This window comes from Kitasatospora sp. NPDC002543 (genome assembly GCF_053594915.1).
The window spans coordinates 1-19,141 of the sequence record NZ_JBSFWR010000048.1 but is presented as its reverse complement, the minus strand read 5'-3'; the positions used below and the strand labels follow the sequence as shown (position 1 = coordinate 19,141).

General features: G+C 71.9%; 15 protein-coding genes, 1 tRNA gene and 1 pseudogene. 8 read left to right on the top strand and 9 right to left on the bottom strand.

The window, feature by feature from the left end; all coding sequences use genetic code 11:
* The first annotated feature begins 133 nt into the window (after positions 1-133).
* Positions 134-1,588: a ribosome biogenesis GTPase Der gene (gene der, locus ACWD4P_RS21040; protein ID WP_449780573.1), complete on the top strand. Its 1,455-nt coding sequence runs from the start codon at positions 134-136 to the stop codon at positions 1,586-1,588.
* A gap of 187 nt (positions 1,589-1,775) precedes the next feature.
* On the opposite strand, the gene ACWD4P_RS21035 is transcribed toward der, so the two are convergent.
* Both ACWD4P_RS21035 and ACWD4P_RS21030 read right to left on the bottom strand, forming a co-directional pair.
* A complete protein-coding gene (locus ACWD4P_RS21035) occupies positions 1,776-2,762 on the bottom strand; it encodes a hypothetical protein (RefSeq protein ID WP_449780572.1) in 987 nt (328 codons plus the stop codon).
* A 224-nt stretch (positions 2,763-2,986) separates the two neighbouring features.
* Positions 2,987-3,877: a hypothetical protein gene (locus tag ACWD4P_RS21030; protein ID WP_449780571.1), complete on the bottom strand. Its 891-nt coding sequence runs from the start codon at positions 3,875-3,877 to the stop codon at positions 2,987-2,989.
* Between the two features lie 591 nt (positions 3,878-4,468).
* Here ACWD4P_RS21030 and ACWD4P_RS21025 point away from each other — a divergent pair.
* From ACWD4P_RS21025 to ACWD4P_RS21000, 6 genes are all read left to right on the top strand, one after another.
* Entirely contained in the window at positions 4,469-5,266 is a 798-nt protein-coding gene (locus ACWD4P_RS21025) for a transglycosylase family protein (RefSeq protein WP_449780570.1), read from the top strand.
* 378 nt (positions 5,267-5,644) lie between these two features.
* A complete protein-coding gene (locus ACWD4P_RS21020; RefSeq protein ID WP_449780586.1) occupies positions 5,645-6,334 on the top strand; it encodes an alpha-ketoglutarate-dependent dioxygenase AlkB family protein in 690 nt (229 codons plus the stop codon).
* A 199-nt stretch (positions 6,335-6,533) separates the two neighbouring features.
* Entirely contained in the window at positions 6,534-7,403 is an 870-nt protein-coding gene (locus ACWD4P_RS21015; protein WP_359825538.1) for an acyl-CoA thioesterase, read from the top strand.
* A gap of 246 nt (positions 7,404-7,649) precedes the next feature.
* Positions 7,650-8,441, top strand: a complete 792-nt coding sequence (locus ACWD4P_RS21010) for a DUF1684 domain-containing protein (protein ID WP_359825539.1) — start codon at positions 7,650-7,652, stop codon at positions 8,439-8,441.
* Positions 8,442-8,693: 252 nt separating this feature from the next.
* Entirely contained in the window at positions 8,694-10,031 is a 1,338-nt protein-coding gene (locus ACWD4P_RS21005) for an MFS transporter (RefSeq protein ID WP_449780569.1), read from the top strand.
* A 136-nt stretch (positions 10,032-10,167) separates the two neighbouring features.
* A tRNA-Pro gene (locus tag ACWD4P_RS21000) sits at positions 10,168-10,241 on the top strand.
* 106 nt (positions 10,242-10,347) lie between these two features.
* Here the strand turns inward: ACWD4P_RS21000 and ACWD4P_RS20995 are convergent.
* Positions 10,348-11,568, bottom strand: coding sequence for a tyrosine-type recombinase/integrase (locus ACWD4P_RS20995; RefSeq protein ID WP_449780568.1), 1,221 nt, complete (start codon positions 11,566-11,568; stop codon positions 10,348-10,350).
* Between the two features lie 659 nt (positions 11,569-12,227).
* Between ACWD4P_RS20995 and ACWD4P_RS20990 the strand changes: the two genes are divergently transcribed.
* The gene (locus tag ACWD4P_RS20990) at positions 12,228-13,085 is read left to right on the top strand and encodes a methyltransferase domain-containing protein (protein WP_449780567.1); all 858 of its coding nucleotides are present in this window, start codon (positions 12,228-12,230) and stop codon (positions 13,083-13,085) included.
* A 243-nt stretch (positions 13,086-13,328) separates the two neighbouring features.
* Here ACWD4P_RS20990 and ACWD4P_RS20985 read toward each other — a convergent pair.
* The 6 genes and pseudogenes from ACWD4P_RS20985 to ACWD4P_RS20960 all read right to left on the bottom strand — a co-directional run.
* Positions 13,329-13,625 (bottom strand): annotated as a pseudogene (locus ACWD4P_RS20985) (adenylyl-sulfate kinase); the annotation flags it as partial.
* Positions 13,622-14,356, bottom strand: coding sequence for a sulfotransferase family protein (locus ACWD4P_RS20980; RefSeq protein ID WP_359829685.1), 735 nt, complete (start codon positions 14,354-14,356; stop codon positions 13,622-13,624). The gene ACWD4P_RS20980 and the pseudogene ACWD4P_RS20985, both read right to left, overlap by 4 nt.
* Entirely contained in the window at positions 14,349-15,146 is a 798-nt protein-coding gene (locus ACWD4P_RS20975) for a hypothetical protein (RefSeq protein ID WP_449780566.1), read from the bottom strand. The genes ACWD4P_RS20980 and ACWD4P_RS20975 overlap by 8 nt, the downstream gene beginning before the upstream one ends.
* 5 nt (positions 15,147-15,151) lie before the next feature.
* Positions 15,152-16,798, bottom strand: coding sequence for a pyridoxal phosphate-dependent decarboxylase family protein (locus ACWD4P_RS20970; protein ID WP_359829683.1), 1,647 nt, complete (start codon positions 16,796-16,798; stop codon positions 15,152-15,154).
* Positions 16,791-17,834 (bottom strand): radical SAM/SPASM domain-containing protein, encoded by a 1,044-nt coding sequence (locus tag ACWD4P_RS20965; RefSeq protein ID WP_359829682.1) that lies wholly within the window; start codon positions 17,832-17,834, stop codon positions 16,791-16,793. The genes ACWD4P_RS20970 and ACWD4P_RS20965 overlap by 8 nt, the downstream gene beginning before the upstream one ends.
* Complete coding sequence (locus tag ACWD4P_RS20960) at positions 17,834-19,033, bottom strand: glycosyltransferase (RefSeq protein ID WP_359829681.1); 1,200 nt, start codon at positions 19,031-19,033, stop codon at positions 17,834-17,836. The genes ACWD4P_RS20965 and ACWD4P_RS20960 overlap by 1 nt, the downstream gene beginning before the upstream one ends.
* Between the last annotated feature and the right edge of the window lie 108 nt (positions 19,034-19,141).

The window sequence follows — 19,141 nt, the reverse complement described above, 5'->3', positions numbered from 1 at the left end:
CGTCGGGCCGATCAACGAGTGAACCGCGGGCCGTCGAGGTGCCGCGGAGCCAACCATCGCGCTGCCCCGAGCGGGGCAGGTACGCACGGCACGCCCCTGGGAAGGGCCGGGCCGGGAAACGGAACAGACGAACATGACCGCAGAGCACGCCGCCACCGGCCCCGGTGAGCTGGACGCCGCCGACTACGCCGAGTTCATGGCACTCGCCGCCGAAGAGGGCTTCGACCTCGACGGCATCGACGCCGCGGACGGCGCCGAGCACGTCCGACTGCCGGTGCTGGCCGTGGTCGGCCGCCCCAACGTCGGCAAGTCGACCCTGGTGAACCGCATCATCGGCCGCCGTGAGGCCGTCGTCGAGGACAAGCCGGGCGTCACCCGCGACCGGGTCACCTACGAGGCCAGCTGGAACGGCCGCCGCTTCAAGGTGGTCGACACCGGCGGCTGGGAGATCGACGTCCTCGGCATCGACGCCATGGTGGCCGCCCAGGCCGAGCTGGGCATCGAGCAGGCCGACGCGGTGCTGTTCGTGGTGGACGCCACCGTCGGCGCCACCGACACCGACGAGGCCCTGATCAAGATCATCCGCCGGGCGGGCAAGCCGACCGTCCTGTGCGCCAACAAGGTCGACGGCCCCTCCACCGAGGCCGAGGCCGCCTACCTGTGGTCGCTCGGCCTCGGCGAGCCCTTCCCGGTCTCCGCCCTGCACGGCCGCGGCTCGGGTGACCTCCTGGACGCCGTCATGGACGCGCTGCCCGAGGCCCCGCCGCAGACCTTCGGCGACGCCGCCCCCGGCGGCCCGCGCCGCATCGCGCTGATCGGCCGGCCCAACGTCGGCAAGTCCAGCCTGCTGAACAAGGTCGCCGGCGAGGAGCGCGTCGTCGTCAACGAGCTGGCCGGCACCACCCGTGACCCGGTCGACGAGATGATCGAGCTCGGCGGCAAGACCTGGAAGTTCGTGGACACCGCCGGTATCCGCCGCCGGGTCCACCTGACCGCCGGCGCCGACTTCTACGCCTCGCTGCGCACCGTCGCCGCGCTGGACAAGGCCGAGGTCGCGGTCGTCCTGATCGACGCCAGCGAGACCCTCGCCGAGCAGGACACCCGGATCATCTCGATGGCCGTCGAGGCCGGGCGCGCCGTCGTCGTCGCCTACAACAAGTGGGACCAGCTCGACGAGGAGCGCCGCTACTACCTGGAGCGCGAGATCGAGCGCGACCTCGTCCAGGTGCAGTGGGCCCCGCGGGTCAACGTCTCGGCCAAGACCGGCCGGCACATGGAGAAGCTCGTCCCGGCGATCGAGACCGCGCTGGAGGGCTGGGAGACCCGCATCCCGACCGCGCGCCTGAACGCCTTCCTCGGCGAGCTGGTCGCCGCCCACCCGCACCCGATCCGGGGCGGCAAGCAGCCGCGCATCCTGTTCGGCACCCAGGCGGGCACCCGTCCGCCGCGCTTCGTGCTGTTCGCCTCGGGCTTCCTGGAGGCCGGCTACCGGCGCTTCATCGAGCGCCGGCTGCGCGAGGAGTTCGGGTTCGTCGGAACGCCGATCTCGATCTCGGTGCGGGTCCGGGAGAAGCGCAAGAAGAAGTAGGCAGTGAGCAGTGAGAAGTAGTCGGTAGGAGCGGCTGGTCCGCCGACCGACGGCCGGAGGGCCCCGCCACGGTGGTGGCGGGGCCCTCCGGCGTTCTCGGGGCTTTCGGGGCTCCCGGCCGGGGCTCGCGCGTCCCGTGCGGGTGTCCTGCTCGGCTCCCCGGGCGGGCCGGGGCGCGGGGTCGGCGTCAGCGGTGGTCGACGGTGGAGCCCGGGGGCAGGGAGAGCATCTGGCGGTGGCGGCCGCCGGTCGATGGCGCGGGGGCGAGGCCGGCAGCCGTACCCATCACCGGGGCGGGCGCGGGCGGCATCGGCGGCGGGGGCGCGGGGAGCGGCATCGGCGGGAGCGCGGGCGCTGGCACCGGGGCCGCGCCCAGGTAGCCGGCCGCGACCCAGCCCTGACCGTTGGTGAACTGGGCCGCGGGGAGGGCGGGTTGGTCCTGCGCGAGGGGCGGGGCCGGGCGCCGGAGGCCGTCGCCGGTGGGGGCGGCGGGCTCGGGCCGGCCGACGGGGTGGCCGTGGCCCTGGTGGGGGGTGTGATGGCTCTGGTGGTTGTGGTTGTGGTTGTGGTTGTGGTGGCCGGTGGCGTGGGCGCCGGCGTGGGCGGGGGCATGACCCCCGATGTGGCTTCCGGTGGTGTGACCGCCGGTGGTGTGCCCGCTGGAGTGGGCGGCCGTGTGGCTGCCGGTGTGGCCGTGCTGCTGGGCGACGGGGTGGCTGCCGGTGTGGCCGTGCTGCTGGGCGGCGGCGTGGGTTCCGGTGTGGGCGGCGGCGTGACCGCCGGTGTGGCCGTGCTGCTGGCCGCCGCTGGAACCGTGTTGCTGGCCGCCGGTGGGGCCGGAGCCGTGGTGCTGGGAGCTCGGCATGAACTGGGGGAGGCCCGGTGCCTGGCCCGGGAGGGTGTGGAAGGCCTGCTGCTGGGGCGGGTACGGGCGCTGCTCGCCGATCGGGGGGTAGCCGTCACGGACCGCGAAGCCGGTGAACTTCAGGTCCTCCTCGCCCGAGCGGTCACCGGGCAGGGCACGGAAGAGGCGTCGGTACTCGGAGTACAGCTCGTCGTAGATCGGCGTGGCGGAGTGCGGGTGCTCGGCGTCGTACGACGGGCGCATGCCCGGGATCGAGCGCGAGGCGGTGGCGGACCGGCCGGGGGACGCGGAGACGTCGTAGCTGTACACGTAGGAGCCAACGATCGAGAGGGGCGGGGGATGCGGTGCCCAGGGGCGCGGGTGCGCCCGCACGCCGGGGTGCGGAGGGGGTCGGCGCGCCGGGCGGGGTGTGGACGCGCCGGGACTCGGGGTGCGGAGGGGGCGCGTCCGCCGGAAGGCCGCCGTGGGGGTGGGCGGCGGCCTTCCGGCGGGTCCGGGGCCGCCTTCCGGCAGGACCGGAGGGCGGAGGCGGATCAGGTGCCGGCGAGCGGGAGGGAGGCGGCGACCACCTGACCCAGCGCCACGGCCCGCTCCAGCGCCTGGCGCAGCAGGTCCTCGCGGGGCTGTCGGCCGACCATGCCGGCCGGCACCGCGTACATCGTCACCTCGGAGAGCTGGCTCGCGGCCATCCGCCAGGCGTCGGTGACCTGGAGCGGCTGGTGCGCCTGCCACCAGCCGGTGCTGCCGCCGGCCGCGGCGGGCTGGAGGATCGCGTGCAGCTTGCCCATCGCGACCAGGACGGACCACCCGGGCAGCTGGTCCGGGGTCTCGTCCAGGTCGGTGACGGGCTGGAAGCCGGCGTCCTGGAGCAGGTCGAGGAACTCGTCCTCGCCCGAGGTGCTGCCGGGGCGGCCGACCGGCCCGGTCGGCTCGACCACCAGCGAGGCGTGCCCGACCTTGCCGTGCAGGACGAGTCCGCAGGTGATGCCGAGGATGGCGGCCTGGCCGGCCGCGGCGGGCTGGGCGGCGGACGGGCCGGGACCGACGGGCACGGCCGGGGTCGGCGCGGGGCTGCCCGGTACGGGGGTGCCCGGTACGGCGGCGGGGACGGCGAAGTCCGGGCCGCCGGGCCGGGACTGGCCGGGCTGGGACTGGCTGATGCTGCGGACGGCGCCGGCCAACTGCTCCTCGGAGACCGGTACGACCTGCGAGGGGATGCAGCGGGCGTGGGCGAAGGCGAGGACGGCGGTCTCGTCACCGACGAACAGCACGGTGCTGGTGGGCTCCACGTGCGTGTCGCCGGGCGTCCGGCAGGAGGTGCACTCGTAGCTGTCGGGGGCGCGGTCGCCGCCCAGCAGGCGGTCGGCCTCGTCGTCGCCGATCTCGGACCGGACCTCGTCGCTGACGTCGAGCATGCGCGGCACAGGGTCTCCTCGGATGGGTGCGGATGGGGTGCGGGGGCGGACACGGAGAGGTCGTCATGCCCAACGGGCCCTTGTGTCGGGCGTCACGGGTGCCCATGGAGGCTGACGGGAATTGCCCCGGATCCGACCGCGCGGCGTGTTCTCGTGGTCGCAATCTGTCGATGTCGGTGCCGGGACTGCCGGAATCAAACAGTGAGGTGGGTCACGCGGCCTGGATGTTTGATCCAGGAATCAATGGCTAAATCGGACATTCCGGGCGTGATTGCATGGTCGTTACCTCCGGTAACCCCTGTCTGAGCTGGGCAGACCGTCAGAGTTTTGGTTTCCCCGCCGACCGGCTCGTAGCTTCTTGGTCGGCGCAACGAGCGCCACCCGGGTTCACCCCCGACGCACAGCCCCCCGGTCCGCCGGGCGCGGCAGGTGCCCGCCGACGCGATCGCTCGAACAGGTCGCCCGGCGAGCGGCGAGGTGGCCGGGGCGGCAGCGGCACGTCCGACACGTGCACGGCCGTCCGACGGACGCGGCAAGCGAACGCGGCCCTTCCCAGGGCCTGGTTCCGCATGCCCGCCCGGGGCTGTCGAGAGGAACCCCATGACCTTCCGTCACGAGACCGCCGCTGCCACCACCACCGCCGCCACCAAGCGCAACCGCGTTCGGATGGCTGTCGTGGCGGGCGCCGCTGTCGCGGCCCTGCCGGTGGCCGGCCTCGTCACGGCCACCTCGGCCTCCGCCGCCTCCGTCTCCACCTGGGACGCCGTCGCCCAGTGCGAGAGCGGCGGCAACTGGGCCATCAACACCGGCAACGGCTTCTACGGCGGTCTGCAGTTCACCTCCAGCACCTGGGCCGCCTTCGGCGGCACCGCCTACGCCTCGCAGGCCAACCAGGCCACCAAGGCGCAGCAGATCGCCGTCGCCGAGAAGGTCCTGGCCTCGCAGGGCCCGGGCGCCTGGCCCGTCTGCTCCGTCAAGGCCGGCCTGACCAAGGGCGGCGCCCCGGCCGCCGTCGACACCTCGGCGGGCTCCGCCGCGGGCTCGACCGCCGCCAAGCCGGCGCAGACCCCCAAGGCCGCCGCCAAGCCGGCCGAGGCCCCGAAGGCCGCCCCCAAGGCCCAGGCCGCGCCGAAGAACGACGCTGCCGCGCCGAAGGCGGCTCCGAAGGCCGACGCCCAGAAGTCCGCGCCGAAGGCCGACCAGGGTGCCAAGTCCTGGAACCGTTCGAACGACGCCAAGCCGGCCGCCAAGGGCAGCTACACCGTCAAGACCGGTGACACCCTGAGCTCCATCGCCGCCGCGCAGGGCCTGGACTGGCACGACCTGTACAAGAACAACGCCAAGGTCATCGGTGGCAACCCGGACCTGATCCTCCCGGGCCAGACCCTCAGCATCTGAGGTCCGAACCGGCACGTGAGGCCTCGTCGGTAGCCGGTGCCGGACTGCCCGGACTGCCCGGACTGCCCGGGTAGCGCGGGCTTCGCGGCGCCGAGGTGCTGGTGCGTTGACGCGCTGATGCGTCGACGAGCTGACGTACCGAGGTGCTGACGCCCTGACGTACCGACGGGCCCGGCTTTGACGGCCGCTTCTCCGCCGCGCGGGTTCTTCCGCCGGCCGGGGGAGCGGCCGTCGGCGTTCCGTGATGCCGGGTCCAGCCGGCGACGGGTGCCGGGTTGGGCCCCGCCGTCCTGCGTGCCGTCCTGCGCACCGCCTCGGGGCCGGGCCTTCGGCCGGGGCTGGGCCCGGCAGGTGCCGGTGCGGGAGGATGGTGGGGTGATCCAGGGCGAGCTGTTCAGCGATCCGGGCGGGTCCGCGGGGGCGCGCGAGCGCTCCGAGCCCGCCCCCGGCGCGGTCCTGCTCCCCGGCTGGCTGGACCTCGACGCGCAGCGCCGCCTGGTCGCCGCCTGCCGGGAGTGGGCGCGCCCGCCGGCCGGCCTGCACGCCGTGCGGATGCCCACCGGCGGGATGATGTCCGTCCGGATGGTGAGCCTGGGCCTGCACTGGTACCCGTACGGGTACCGGCGGGTTGCCGAGGACGGGGCGCCCGTCAAGCCGTTCCCGCCGCTGCTCGGGGAGCTGGCGCGCAGGGCCGTCGCCGAGGCGTACGGGGACGCGCTGGCGGAGGTCGCGGGTGGGGCCTCGTACGCGCCGGACATCGCGATCGTCAACCACTACGCGCACGGCGCGAAGATGGGCCTCCACCAGGACCGCGACGAGCGGGCGGACGCGCCGGTGGTCTCGCTCTCGTTGGGCGATGGATGCGTCTTCCGGCTCGGGAACACCGAGACCAGGACCCGGCCGTGGACGGACCTGGAGCTGCGCGGCGGCGACCTCCTGGTGTTCGGGGGCCCGTCCCGGTTCGCGTACCACGGGGTGGTGCGGACGCTGCCGGGGACGGCCGATCCGGCGCTGGGGCTGGTCGGGCGGCTCAACATCACGGTGCGGGAGTCGGGGCTGGGGGAGTAGGCGGAGTGGGCGGGTCCGCGGGGCGGTGGGCGTCCCTTCCGTCACTTGCTCGTTTGATCGCCTACTCGCCTACTCGCCTACTCGTCTACTCGTTCGAGTGAACTGGGCGTTCCGGACCGGTGCGCGGGAATGACCCGGGTCGCCAGGGGATTCGAGTGAGCTGGAGAATTCGTTCGGAGTCCGGAGAGGAAGCGTGCGCATGGGTACCCCCGTCGACGACCTTGTCGATCTGCTCGACCTTGAGCAGATCGAACTCAACATCTTTCGTGGGCGCAGCCCCGAGGAAGCGCTGCAGCGGACGTTCGGCGGCCAGGTCGCCGGTCAGGCGCTGGTGGCGGCGGGGCGCACGGTGGACGACGAGCGCCCGGTGCACTCGCTGCACGCCTACTTCCTGCGCCCCGGCGTCCCCGGCGTCCCGATCGTTTACCAGGTCGACCGGATCCGAGACGGCCGCTCCTTCACCACCCGGCGGGTGCTCGGCATCCAGGGCGGCCGGTCGATCTTCGCGCTCACCGCGGACTTCCACAGACCCGAGGAGGCCGGCATCGAGCACCAGTTCCCGATGCCGGCGGTCGCCGCCCCCGAGGATCTGCCCAGCGCCCTGGACGAGGTCGGCTCCCGACTCGGTGAGCTGCCCCCCTTCATCAGCCGCCGCCAGCCGTTCGACATTCGCTACGTCGACCGGCTGCGCTGGACCACGGAGGAACTCGAGGGCGTCGAGGCACGCAGCGGCGTCTGGCTGCGCACCAACGGCCCGCTGCCGGACGATCCGCTGATCCACGTCTGCGCCCTCACCTACGCCAGCGACATGACGCTGCTCGACGCCGTCCGCGCCCCGGTCGAGCCGCTGTGGGGCGAGCGGAACTTCGACATGGCCTCGCTCGACCACGCGATGTGGTTCCACCAGCCGTTCCGGACGGACGACTGGCTGCTCTACCAGCAGGAGTCCCCGATCGCCCACGGCGCGCGCGGCCTGGCCCGCGGGCAGATCTTCGACCGGCACGGCCGGCTGGTGGTGTCCGTGGTGCAGGAGGGGCTGTTCCGTCCACTGAAGCGCCGCGACGGGTAGGCGGGTGGACGGGCAGGCGGGCAGGCGGGTGGACGGGCAGGGGCCGGGCGGCTGATCCGTGTGGCCGTTGTTGTTGTCCCCGGTGTGCCCGGTGTTGTGCTCCGTGTCGGTGTGTTGCCGCGGTGTTGCGGTTTCGGCGGTTCGCGCCCGGCGGGAATGATCCGTCCGCACGGACGGTGTTGTGAATGACCGAGACGGACGGCCCGAACCGCGGGCCGTCCGCGGACCGACCGGGAGGGTGGACCGATGACGGAGACGGCCGCGGAGGACTGGAAGCACTGGAGCGACGGCCGGGCGGCGTCCGTGAGCGCGCTGCACGGCCAGCTCGCACTCACCGGCACCCACTGGCTGGAGCCCGAGCCCGCCGAGGTCCCCGGCCTGCCCGGGCTCTGGTGGGCCGACGCCGAGGGCGTCCGGGTCCGGGCGGCGGCGTCCGACGGCATCACGGTCGACGGCGCCGACGCACCGGTGGACGGCGAGGCGCTGCTCCGCCCGGACACTGACCCGGCCGCCGACACCGCCACCCTGGACGCCCTGCTGCTCGTCCCGATCGAGCGCGAGGGCGAGCTCGCCCTGCGGGTCTTCGACCCGGCCGCACCCCGCCGGGTCGCGTTCGCCGGCATCTCCGCCTACCCGTACGCGCCGGAGTGGGCCGTGCCCGCGGTCTTCACCCCGTTCACGGACGACGACGCGCGGTCGGTCGTGGTCCCCAACGCGGACGGCCGGGAGCGCCCACTGGCCGTCTCCGGGCAGATCGCCTTCACGGTGGCGGGCGAGCACCGCACCCTCACCGTGAGCCGGTCGGGCGACCGGCTCAGCGGGGTGATCGCGGACGCCACCAGCGGCATCGACACCTACCGCTTCCGTTTCATCACCCTGCCCGCGCCCGACGCGGAGGGCCGCACCGTCCTCGACCTCAACCGGGCGTACCTGCCGCCGTGCGCCTTCTCGGAGCACTTCATCTGCCCGTTCCCGCCGCCGGGCAACCGGCTGGACTTCGCGGTGGAGGCCGGCGAGAAGCAGGTGCTCGGCCGGTAGCGGGAGCGGGAGCCGGAGCCGGAGCGGGGCGGGGCGGGGCGCACGGGGCCGGGGCTTCGCCTGGCAGGGCTCCGTGCAGGCTCCGTGCCGGCTCCGGGACTGGGTCCGTGCCCGGCTCCGGGGCGGGCTTCGAGGCAGGCGCCGAGGCCGGCGCCGACGCCAGACGTGGAGAGCACGGCGGGGACCAGGGGCGGGACCGACGGCCGGGCCCCGGTGCGAGGCCGCCCGGGGGCGGGGCGGAGCATGGGGATTATGTCGAAGGATCAACATTCCACGCCGCCCACCGCCGCGGAGCCCGAACAGGATCCCGCCCCAGGGCCGGGGCACGGACCGGCGCCGGAGGCGGCCGCCGACGCGCCCTGGTACCGGCGGGCGTTCGCCGACCTCAGCCCACTGCGCGAGAACCCCGACTACCGCCGGCTCTGGGCCGGGCAGGCCGTCTCCTCCATAGGCCAGCAGATGACGGCCGTCGCCGTCTCCGTCCAGGTCTACGACCTGACCGGCTCGGCCTTCGCGACCGGCCTCGTCGGCATCTTCTCCCTCGTTCCGCTGGTCGCCTTCGGCCTCTACGGCGGCGCCATCGCCGACACCGTCGACCGGCGCCGGCTGGGCCTGCTCGGCTCGGCCGGCCTGGCCGTCGTCTCCGCCGTCCTGGCCGTGCAGGCCCTGGCCGGCCTCGGCCTGGTCGCCGTCCTCTACGCCGCCGTCGCCGTCCAGGCCGGCTTCTTCGCGATCAGCTCCCCCGCCCGCTCCGCGATGATCCCCCGCCTGGTGCCCAGCCACCAGCTCCCGGCGGCGAACGCCCTGAACACCGTCAGCATGAACCTCGGCCTCACCGTCGGCCCGATGCTCGGCGGCGTCCTCATCGGCGCGTACGGCGCCCAAGCCGCCTATCTGGTCGACACCGTCGCCTTCACCGCCACCCTCTACGCGATGTGGCGCCTGCCCGCCATGCGGCCGCTCGGCGAGCGCAAGGGCCGCGCCTCCGTCCTCGACGGCCTCCGTTTCCTGCGCGAGCAGCCCAACCTGCGCACCAGCTTCCTCGCCGACCTGGCCGCCATGGTCTTCGGCATGCCGCGCGCCCTCTTCCCCGCCATCGCGGTCACCTTCTACGGCGGCGACGCCGGCACCGTCGGCCTGCTGGTCTCCGCCCCGGCCGTCGGCGCCCTGATCGGCGCGCTCTTCTCAGGCTGGGTCGGCCGCGTGCACCGCCAGGGCGTCGCCGTCCTCGCCGCCGTCACCGCCTGGGGCCTCGCCATCGCGGCCTTCGGCGCCCTCCACAACCTCTGGCTCGGCCTCCTGTTGCTCGCGGTCGCGGGCTGCGCCGACACCGTCAGCATGATCTTCCGCAACACGATGATGCAGGTCGCGGCCCCGGACGAGATGCGCGGCCGCCTCCAGGGGATCTTCATCGTGGTCGTCGCCGGCGGCCCCCGCCTCGGGGACTTCGAGTCCGGCAGCGTCGCCGCCCTCACCAACCCCGCCACCTCCGTGATCACCGGCGGCCTCGCCTGCGTCGCCGCGGTCCTCCTCCTCGCCGCCCGCCGCCCCGCCTTCCTCACCTACGACGCCCGCCACCCCACCCCCTGACCCACCCGCCCCCAGAACCTGGCAGCGAGCACCCCCCGACGTGCTGTATTGTTTTCCACGTCGCCGGGACAACCGGAGACAAGGTCGAGAAGCCCACAGTAGAGCCCCCCGGGCCCCGCTGCAGGCACCGAGACCACGGGACGTGGCGCAGCTTGGTAGCGCACTTGACTGGGGGTCAAGGGGTCGCAGGTTCAAATCCTGTCGTCCCGACTGTGAAGTCGGTTGTGAGAGCGGGTACTTGGGAAACCAGGCACCCGCTCTCAGTCGTTTCCGGGGGCCGCGTGGTCGCAGGGTGATCGCGACTCCTGATGTGGCGTCAGGTGGTCTCGCGTGGGAGGTCGGCTCGATCGAGCGCGTCGGCGAGAGCGGTGACGGCTTCGCGGGCGGCTTGGGGGAGCAGGTGGCCGTAGATGTTGACGGTGGTGGCCAGGGTGGAGTGCCGCAGGGTCTTGGAGACGACGGCGAGCGGCACCTGGGAACTGATCATGATGGTGGCGGCGGTGTGGCGCAGGTCGTGAAGGCCGATCTTGGGCAGGCCGATCTCGGCTGAGCGTTGGCGCAGGGTGTGCAGGAGCCGTTCGGGGCTGACGGGCTTGCCGTCCGGGCGGGTGAAGACCATGCCGTTCAGGCGGGGCTGGTCGGGATGCATGCCGCGATGGCGGGTGGCCTGGCGGCGCAGTGCGGCCGTGACGCGGGGGGAGAGGCTGACCCAGTTGCGGCTGGCGCGGGTCTTGGGCGCTTGCAGGTGCAGGCGGGCGTTGTTGATCGATGCGAGGGTCCAGCGTACGAACAGGACGCGCTGGCGAAAGTGGACTTCGGGCCAGTGCAGACCGAGGACCTCGCCGCGGCGCATTCCGGTGCCGAGGATGACCTCGAAGATGTCGGCGTAGACGTCGTTGTAGGTCTCGGTGTTGTGGTGGAGGAAAGCGGATGCCTGCTGCGGTGTCCAGCACCGGCGCTCGGGTGCGGCGGGACGCTTGAGCGCGGCGTTGCGGGCGGGATTGCGGGCCAGCAGGTCGGCGCTGACGGCGGCGTTCATGGCGCTGGAGAGGATGGTGCAGCAGCGGTGGACGGTGGGGCGTCCGCGGCCGGCGGCCAGCTGTTTGCGGGACCAGGTGGTGACGTGTCGGTCGCGCAGGGCGTTCAGGGGCAGGGAGCCGAAGGCGGGTATGAGGTCGTGGTGGACGTGGCGGTGGTAGCCGGCGTAGGTGGTGGCCTTGAGGACGTCCTGTTTGGAGAGCAGCCACTCGGTCAGGTACTCGGCGACGGTCAGGGTCTCGTCCAGCGTGATTCCGGTGCGCTCTGCCGCCAGGAATCGCTGCAGGGCGGTCAGGGCCGTGTTCTCGTCGGGGAAGCCGCTGCGGCGGCGGGTCTCGCGCTTGCCGGAGGTGCTGGGCAGGTCGACGGCGTAGGCCCAGCGGCCGTGCTCGGGCTGGGTGTTCAGTATCGGGCAGCGGGCGCCGTACTGGCGTCCGGCGGCGTCGCGGCAGCCGCAGCGCCGGTAGACGCGTCCGCGCTGGGGATCGGTCAGGCTCATGGGATTCGCTCCTTGTGTGATCGGACTGCCGCAAGCATCACGCCGTGGCGCCCTGGCGCGGCAGGGAGCGGACCATGGCGCGGAGGAAGCGAACTGTGCGACCACCTGTGCCTGTGAGCTGCGGCGATCCCTTTGGAAAGCGAACAAAGGGGCGGGTTGGCGAATTCGGCGGCTTCTTCTTGCGGTGCGACGGCGCGATTTTATGAGCGTCGAACAATGAGCGTTGTAGTTCGGTGACCTCCCGAGATCCTGCGCGCGGAGCGTCGGATTTCTGGTGCGCAGCAGTCATTCGGCGTGCCGGATCCTTGGGGAGTTTTTCGCGTCTATCGAGCAGCCCGTGGGACGGGAATGCGCTGCGGCGGCCTTCGGCCGCGCCGGTGCGCCAGGCTGGGAGCTGCCAGGCGGTTGCACCGGATGGCCCCAGGGAGCAGTGAAGCGCGCTTGCGGCGCGCGCCGGACGCGGCCCCCGGAGCAACTGGAATGGTCGTTCCGGCCCCAGCACTGGGGCTGGCGTGGACGGCGGCTCGAAGGGGCGGTCCACGGATGGTGGGTTCCCTTTCTCGGGATGAGACATCCCGAACTCTGTCATATGGTGCAAACCTGAACTATTGGTGCCGCCATCTCGGGCTCTGGCGCGGACAGGGGAGGAGGGCAGTGCCGTGTCCAACAGTGCTGAGCCGATCCACACGCGCCTTGCGGAGCTTGCCGGCCCACAAGATCCCGACCAGGTTGTTGTTGATCTCGGCTGCGGGGCGGGACCGACGCTGCGGGCTGTCAGTCGGATAGCGCCGCAGGCTTCCCTCGTGGGGATCGACCGTTCGGCGGAGTCGCTGCACCAGGTCCACGCGGCTCTGGCAGGCCACAAGGGGTCGACGGCGACGATCGTTGCTGATCTGCGCGACCCTCTCCCGTGCTCCGATACGAGCGTGGACGTCGTCTTGTCGTACAACACCATCGAGTGCCTGCCGGACCCGCTGGAGATGCTGGCCGAGGTGGCGCGGGTCCTTCGCCCTGGAGGGCGGGCGGTCATCGCGCACGTCGACTTCGACTCGATGGTCATCGCGGGCGCGGGCGCCGATCTCGATCGGCGGGTGTGTCACGCGTTCGCGGACGATGCGCAGAGCTGGATGGATCACGCGGACGGCAGGATCGGACGCAAGCTGGGGCTGCTCCTCGCCTGCAGTCCGCTGGAGCTCGTCGGCGTCGAGCCGTTGCTGGCGTGGTCGACCGAGTTCACGGGGCATGCGAAGGATCGGGTTGACCAGATTCGGAAGGCTCTGTTGTCGGCCGCCAAGCATGGTCGGGGTTCGGTCGCCCCTGAAGAGGTCGAGGCGTGGTACGCCGCGGTGTGCGAGGCGGACCAGCTGGGCGGTTTCTTCTTCTCCGAGCTGGCGTTCATCGCGGTGGCGGAGAAGGCTAGGGGCGGTCGCATCGGGCGTGGCGCCGCCTCGCACGACGGCCGGCAGGCGGCACCCGTACGAGCCGGATCGATGCCGCATCTCCCGACTGCTGCTTGACCAGCGTCTATGGGGAAGCGGCGTTCGCGAGGGCGGTAGCGGCGAAGTTGCAAGGGCGTTCGCGGTGGTGCTGAGCGGGGCCGTGGTGTCCAGCGCCAGCGCGGGCTGTTCGGGATCGGACCAGGACAGCTCCGGTGCGTCCGGGGCCGGGTTGGTTCGGTAGGCGCGGACGGTGCGGAGGGCGTCGCGGGCGTGGCGCACCGGTTCGGGTGCGTGGACGTGGATGAGGCGGAGGCGTTCTCCGAGGAGGTCTGCGGCGAGCTGGCGCTCCGCCTCGGTGGAGGTCACCAGGGTGACGATGCCGACCTGGTGCTGGCCGGCTGCGTGCGCGAGGGCGCGGATCGTGGCGATGCGGTCGGAGGGTGACCAGTCCAGATCTCGCAGGACGCCGGTGGCGCGTTCGACGTCCGCGTCGTAGAGCCCGCAGTCGGCGCCGTGCTCGGTGCTGAGGTAGTCGAGGAGGTGGCGAGCGAGGGTGGTCTTGCCGGAGGCCGGCAGTCCGAGGAGCCAGAAGACGGTTGATGATCGCGGCTGGCTCATGGGGCGTAACCCCACTTCTGGCACCAGGAGTTGAGCAGCAGCGGGACGCCGTCCCCCGGCGGCGGCGGGGTGGCGGCCTGGATGCGGCCGGAGGCGATCTGGGGTGACCAGTCGCCGATGCCGTAGACGAAGGGGCCGTGGTCGTGACGGCCGTAGTCGAGCATGCTCGGATCCCAGGGGATGCCGATGTGCTCGCACAGGGCCTTGCAGGTGGCTTCGGGGTCGGCGGTCAGTTGCTCGTAGGTGACGTGGACGGCGTCCGGCAGGTTGGCTGCGGCTTCGTCGAGGGCGGTGGCGAACTTGTCGAGGGTGACGGCGGCTTCGGCGATGTCGTTGGCGTCGCCGGCGCGGCGGATGGAGTCGGCGATGGCGACCGGGTGGCGGCGCAAGACGATGTAGCGGGCCTGGGGCCAGCAGGCGGCGAGGCGTTGCCAGATGAACACGTTGCCCGGGGACTTTTCGACGAGCACGGTCTTGCCGGCCTCGGTGAGTTGGTGGTGGAGCAGGCGGTCCCAGAGCAGGTGCTCGAGGTCGGTGTGGTTGAGGCCGAGGGTGCGCATGGACAGGTCGGTGAACTCGTCGTCGACGGCCACGGTGTAGCCGGCGAGGTGGAGTTCGTGCGGGGCGTGGACGGCGGGGTGGGATCCGAGCAGGCAGCGCAGCAGGGTCGATCCGGAGCGGATCGGGGAGAGGAGGAACACGGGCGAGGGGACGAGACGGTGGTCAGGCACCGAGTTCCTCCTTCACGGCGCGCTCGCGTTCGGCGAAGACACGCAGGCGGGTGGCGATGTCACGGCGGTAGTGGGCGGAACCGGGCTCGGTCTTCTCGTCGCAGTGGAAGACCCGGAGCGGGAGGCGGTGCAGGTAGCCGATTCCGAGGCCGGCGGGCTGGGCGAAGGTGTGGGAGAGCCAGTCCTCGTAGTTCATCCAGCGCCGGCCGTCGTCGTGGAACCGGTCGCCGGGGACGCCGCCGGCCGCGGCCATGACGGGGCGGGCCCGCTGGGTGTCGTAGATCAGGAAGTGGGAGGAGACGCGGTTGACCGAGCGGGCCCGGTCGCTCAGCGGCGGGCCAGCCTCTTCGAGCTTCCACTGCCAGCAGTCATGGTCGTCGATGCGCTGTGCGAGCGCGAGCTGGGGGCACTGGTCGAACGTCTCGGCGATCTCGGCGAGGACATCGGTGGCGTTCGGGTCGCGGAAGGCGACGACATCGCCTTCGATCGTGATCAGGAAGCGGCTCTTGTCGCTGACGAAGTGGGTGTGGATGTTGTTCGCCTGGTCGCCGGAGGCCCGGTGGCGGGTGCGCCAGCGCAGCCGCACTTCGTCGAAGCCCCAGGTGCTGTGGGCGAGTTCGACGATCTCGTCGGCCGGGGCGCTTTCTGCCCCGTCTACGACGAGCACCAGGTCGTACGGGTGGCGGGTGCCGCGGGTCAGGGCGTCCAGGGTGCTGGGGATGGTGCGGCGCAGAAGTTCGACGTCGCTGTGGACGAGGTAGGCGATCGTGAACGCGGGTGGATAGGTCACGGCGGTCACCAGCCCGCCGGTCCGGTCACGTCCGGCCCCGGGGTGCTGGCGGTCGGGTCCGTGGACGTGAGCAGGGCGCCGAGGTCTTCCAGCATGCGGCCGGTGAGGTCGCGTGCCGCTTCGGTGATGTCCTGCTCGATTCCGTGCTCGATCTCGTCGGGGACGTGCGGGTGGCCCACGCACATCCCCATGACCTGGTACTTGGCGCCGCTGCCGAGGCGGTCGGCGAGGTCCTGCAGCGCGAAGAGATCGAAGACGACCGTGCCAGCACGGTACAGGCGGTTGGCGAAGGCGGCGGTGTAGCGGGAGATGAGGTCGCGCACCATACCGTGGTGCGCGGCTGGCAGGGCGGCCAGTTCGAGGGCTTCGGCGACCAGGGTGGGGAGGAAGACGAAGGCGCACCGGTAGAAGTCGGAAGTGCCGAGCATTCGGAGGCAGCCGGTGCGTTCGAGCAGGTCGACCATCTTCTGGAAGGTGGCCTGACGGTCTTCGACGAGTCGGCCGATGCCGTCGACGCCTTGATGCTTGATCAGTGCCCAGAGCTTGAGCGATTCGAAGCCGCGGGAGCCGTAGAACGGGGTGATCAGGCCGAGGTCGAGGCAGTCGGGGTCGTCGGCGCGGTCCGGGTAGCGGGCGAAGCGGCCGAGTGCGGCAGGGGCGCGGAAGAGGACGTAGCTGGAGGGGTAGCTGACGAACAGGCCCTTGTGCGGGTCGAGGGCGACCGAGTCGGCGTGCTCGATTCCGGCGAGCCGGACCTTGAGCTTCTCGGAGAACAGCAGGCTGCCGCCGTGGCAGGCGTCCACGTGGAACCACACGTTGTGCTGCTCACTCAGCTCGGCGAGGGCCTGCAGGTCGTCGATGCCGGTGGTGCGGCAGTTGCCGGCGACGCCGACGACCATGAAGATCCGCTTTCCCGGAGGCGACGAGGCCAGCAGGCGGGCGACGGAGGCGGGGTCGCTGGTGAACTCCGGGGTGGCGTCCGCCCAGAGCAGTCCGTCGGTGCCCAAGCCGAGGGCCTGTGCGGCGGCGAGGTAGGAGAAGTGCTCGACTCCGCCAGCCAGCAGGATCACTGGCTGCTCGGGCAGTGCCCGCAGGCCGGTGGTGCGGATCTCGGGGTAGGTGTGGGCGAGGGCGGCGGCGATGGCGATGTGGTTGCTCATGTTGCCGCCGGAGGTCCATATGCCGCCGAGCGATGCCAGTCCTTGGTAGTCGGCCAGAGTTGTGACCGGGTAGCCGATGAGTTCCCGGAGCCAGGTGATCAGCTGGGCCTCGATCACGTTGGCGGCGGGAGCGCTGCGGTCGTAGGCGATCAGGTTCTGGTTGAGGAAGGACGCGACGATGTCGGCCGCGAGCGCGGCGATGCTGTCGCCGGTGTCGGGGAACGCGAGGTAGCGCGGGTCCGCCTGGGAGATCGACCACCTGGCGATCTCGGTCAGGGCCTCGAAGAACTGCTCGGTGTTTCCGCCGTCCTGGGGGAGCGGGCGGGCGAAGCGGTCGATGAGCTCGCTGACGGTCGCGTGCCGCAGGACGAGGTCGTCGCGTAAGGCTCCGGAGGCGAAGTCGAGGCCGAGGTCGACCGCCCGGTGCAGCAGCCGCCGACTGTCCTCGGTCGGGCGGTTGCCCAGGAGGGCGGGCGGATGGGTATCAGACACGTCCGAACTCCATTCGGTAAACGCAGCCTTCGCACGAGGACCAGGCAGGGGCCTGGGAGACGAAGGAGTCCCGCAGAGCCCCGTACGGCTTCGAGGTCCAGATCTCGGCCATCGGCGACTGGTGGATGTTGCCGAGCACATTGTGGGGTGAGGACTCCATGTGGATGCAGCACGGCGTGACGTCGCCGTCCTTGGTGATGTAGCTGGCGTCCCACGGCCAAGGGCACACGGCTCGGCCGGCGGCCGGGCCCGCCAGCCGGGAGTAGTCGAAGATCGACAGCTGCAGACCCAGCTCGTCGGCGCGGGCGAGGCCGGCCTCCAGGTGCGGCACGACCTGCGATGGTGCGATCGCGAACAGAGACTCGGTGTTGAGGGTCTTGTCCTCGCCCCAGTGGTGCAGGCTCTCCACACTGATGCGCGTGACGCCGTGGTCCGCGACGAAGTCGACGATCGCCGGGAACTGGTCGAGGTTAGCGGTGGAGAGCGTCACCGCGGCCGACAGTGCGGTGTCGCGGTGGCGTGTCATCTCCGCGGCCTCGCGCAGCGCGGTGGACAGTTGGGATCCGCGCAGGCCGGAGCGCATCCGCCCGAGCGCGGCATCGTCGGCGCCGTCGACGCTGACGGCGAGCGGGCCCAGTCCGGCGTCGAGGACCGGCTGGAGACGACGGCGCACGAGCAGGCCGTTGGTGTTCGTCGAGGTGAACACGGACCGGTCGGTACACGCCTGGACGAAGGAGGCGAAGTCGCGGACGATCAGCGCCTTGCCGGCACCGACGAAGGACACGTGGCCAAGATCGGGCAGCTGCTCGAGCAGCGCAACGAAGGCGTCCAGGGACAGGTGCCCGCCACTGCTGTCGTGCACCGCCCGAACGCATCCGGCGCAGGAGAGGTTGCACAGGTCGGTGAGTTCCACCTGCAGGTACTGGGGAGTTGGCGTCGGCCGGCCCGGTTCGAGCCCGTAGCGGTCGAAGTCGTCGGTGACGAGGAACTTCCGAAAGCGCTCCGGCACCACGATCGAAGGCACCTGTTCGGGCATCACCTGGTCACCTCCTTCCGGTAGACGGAGACCGTCTCGTCGACGAACGCCTCGAACGCCGACGCCCGGCGGCTGAACGACGGCACCCGCAGCTCCTGGCATCCAGCCGCCACATCGATCGCCTGTCTCCATGAAGCCGGGTCGGCGTACTGTTCGACGAGGTGGACGCCCTCGTCGTCCGTGAGGTGGCGCATGGATGGCACCGCCGAGGACCACACCGGCACGCCCAGGGCATGGGCCTCGTGCGCCACGATCGGATGGTTCTCCCACCACTGCGAGGGCACCAGCAGCGCCCGGGCGCCGGCCAGCACCGGTCCTACGTCGGAGCGGGAGAGTGGAGGAAGCCAGCGCACCCGCCGGTCGGCTGCGGCGACCAGGCGCATTCGTTTCTCGTAAGCGGCGTCGTCCGGCACCGTTGCGACCAGGACCGGCAGCTCGACCCGGCTGTCCGCGAGGGCGTCGAGCAGGACGTGGAGGCCCTTCTCGGGTGAGCATCGGCCAAGGAACAGCAGGTACTCGCCGCTGGCGCTGCTCTCGGCCAGCGACTGCCAGCTGTCGGGTAGCCCGTAGCAGGCCCGGTCCCGGACCATCTTGTTCACCACGACGCCGGCCATGGCGAGCTCCACAGCCTGGTGCGGTGTCTGCGTCCACAGCGCCCGCACCCGTCCGTTCAGCCACGCGGCATTGCGGGCCCGCCACGACTCCACGTCCCCAGCTGCTGCACTCGGCGAGCCCAGGCATCCCAAGCAGCTGGTAGAGGGCGCGGTGCTGGTGCACTGGCCACCGGTGGAGCGCACGAGGAGTTGGTGGTCGGGGCAGACGGCGGTGTAGTCGGTCAGCGTCGAGACGACCGGTACGTTCCGCAGCGGCGCGGTGTCGAGGAACGCCAGGCCGATGCGGCTGAAGTGCAGGACGTGGACGAGGTCGACGGCAGGTCGCGAGGCGAGCAACTGCTCGATGCGCGCTGCCTGCTGAGCCTCTTGGGCGCGCCAGCCAACCGGGTAGTCGTGTGCGAAGACCGCGGGCACGCTGATGTACTCGGCCGCGGTGCGTCGCTGCTGCGGTGGCGGGTCGTCGGCCGCCAGCCACGCGACGTCCAAGCCTCGCGCCATCAGGGCCCGGGCGAGGTCGTCGGCCAGGATTTCCGTCCCGCCGGCTTCCTCTCCCGCGAACCGGTGGGTGACCAGAAGAATGCGCATCTCGCCTCCCGTCAGAGGGCGTTTGATCTCGTGAGTTCCATGATGTCGGGTTCAGGTGCCTCGCCAGGTGGGTGTTGATTCGCCGGTGAGGCGGCGGGTCATGTTGTC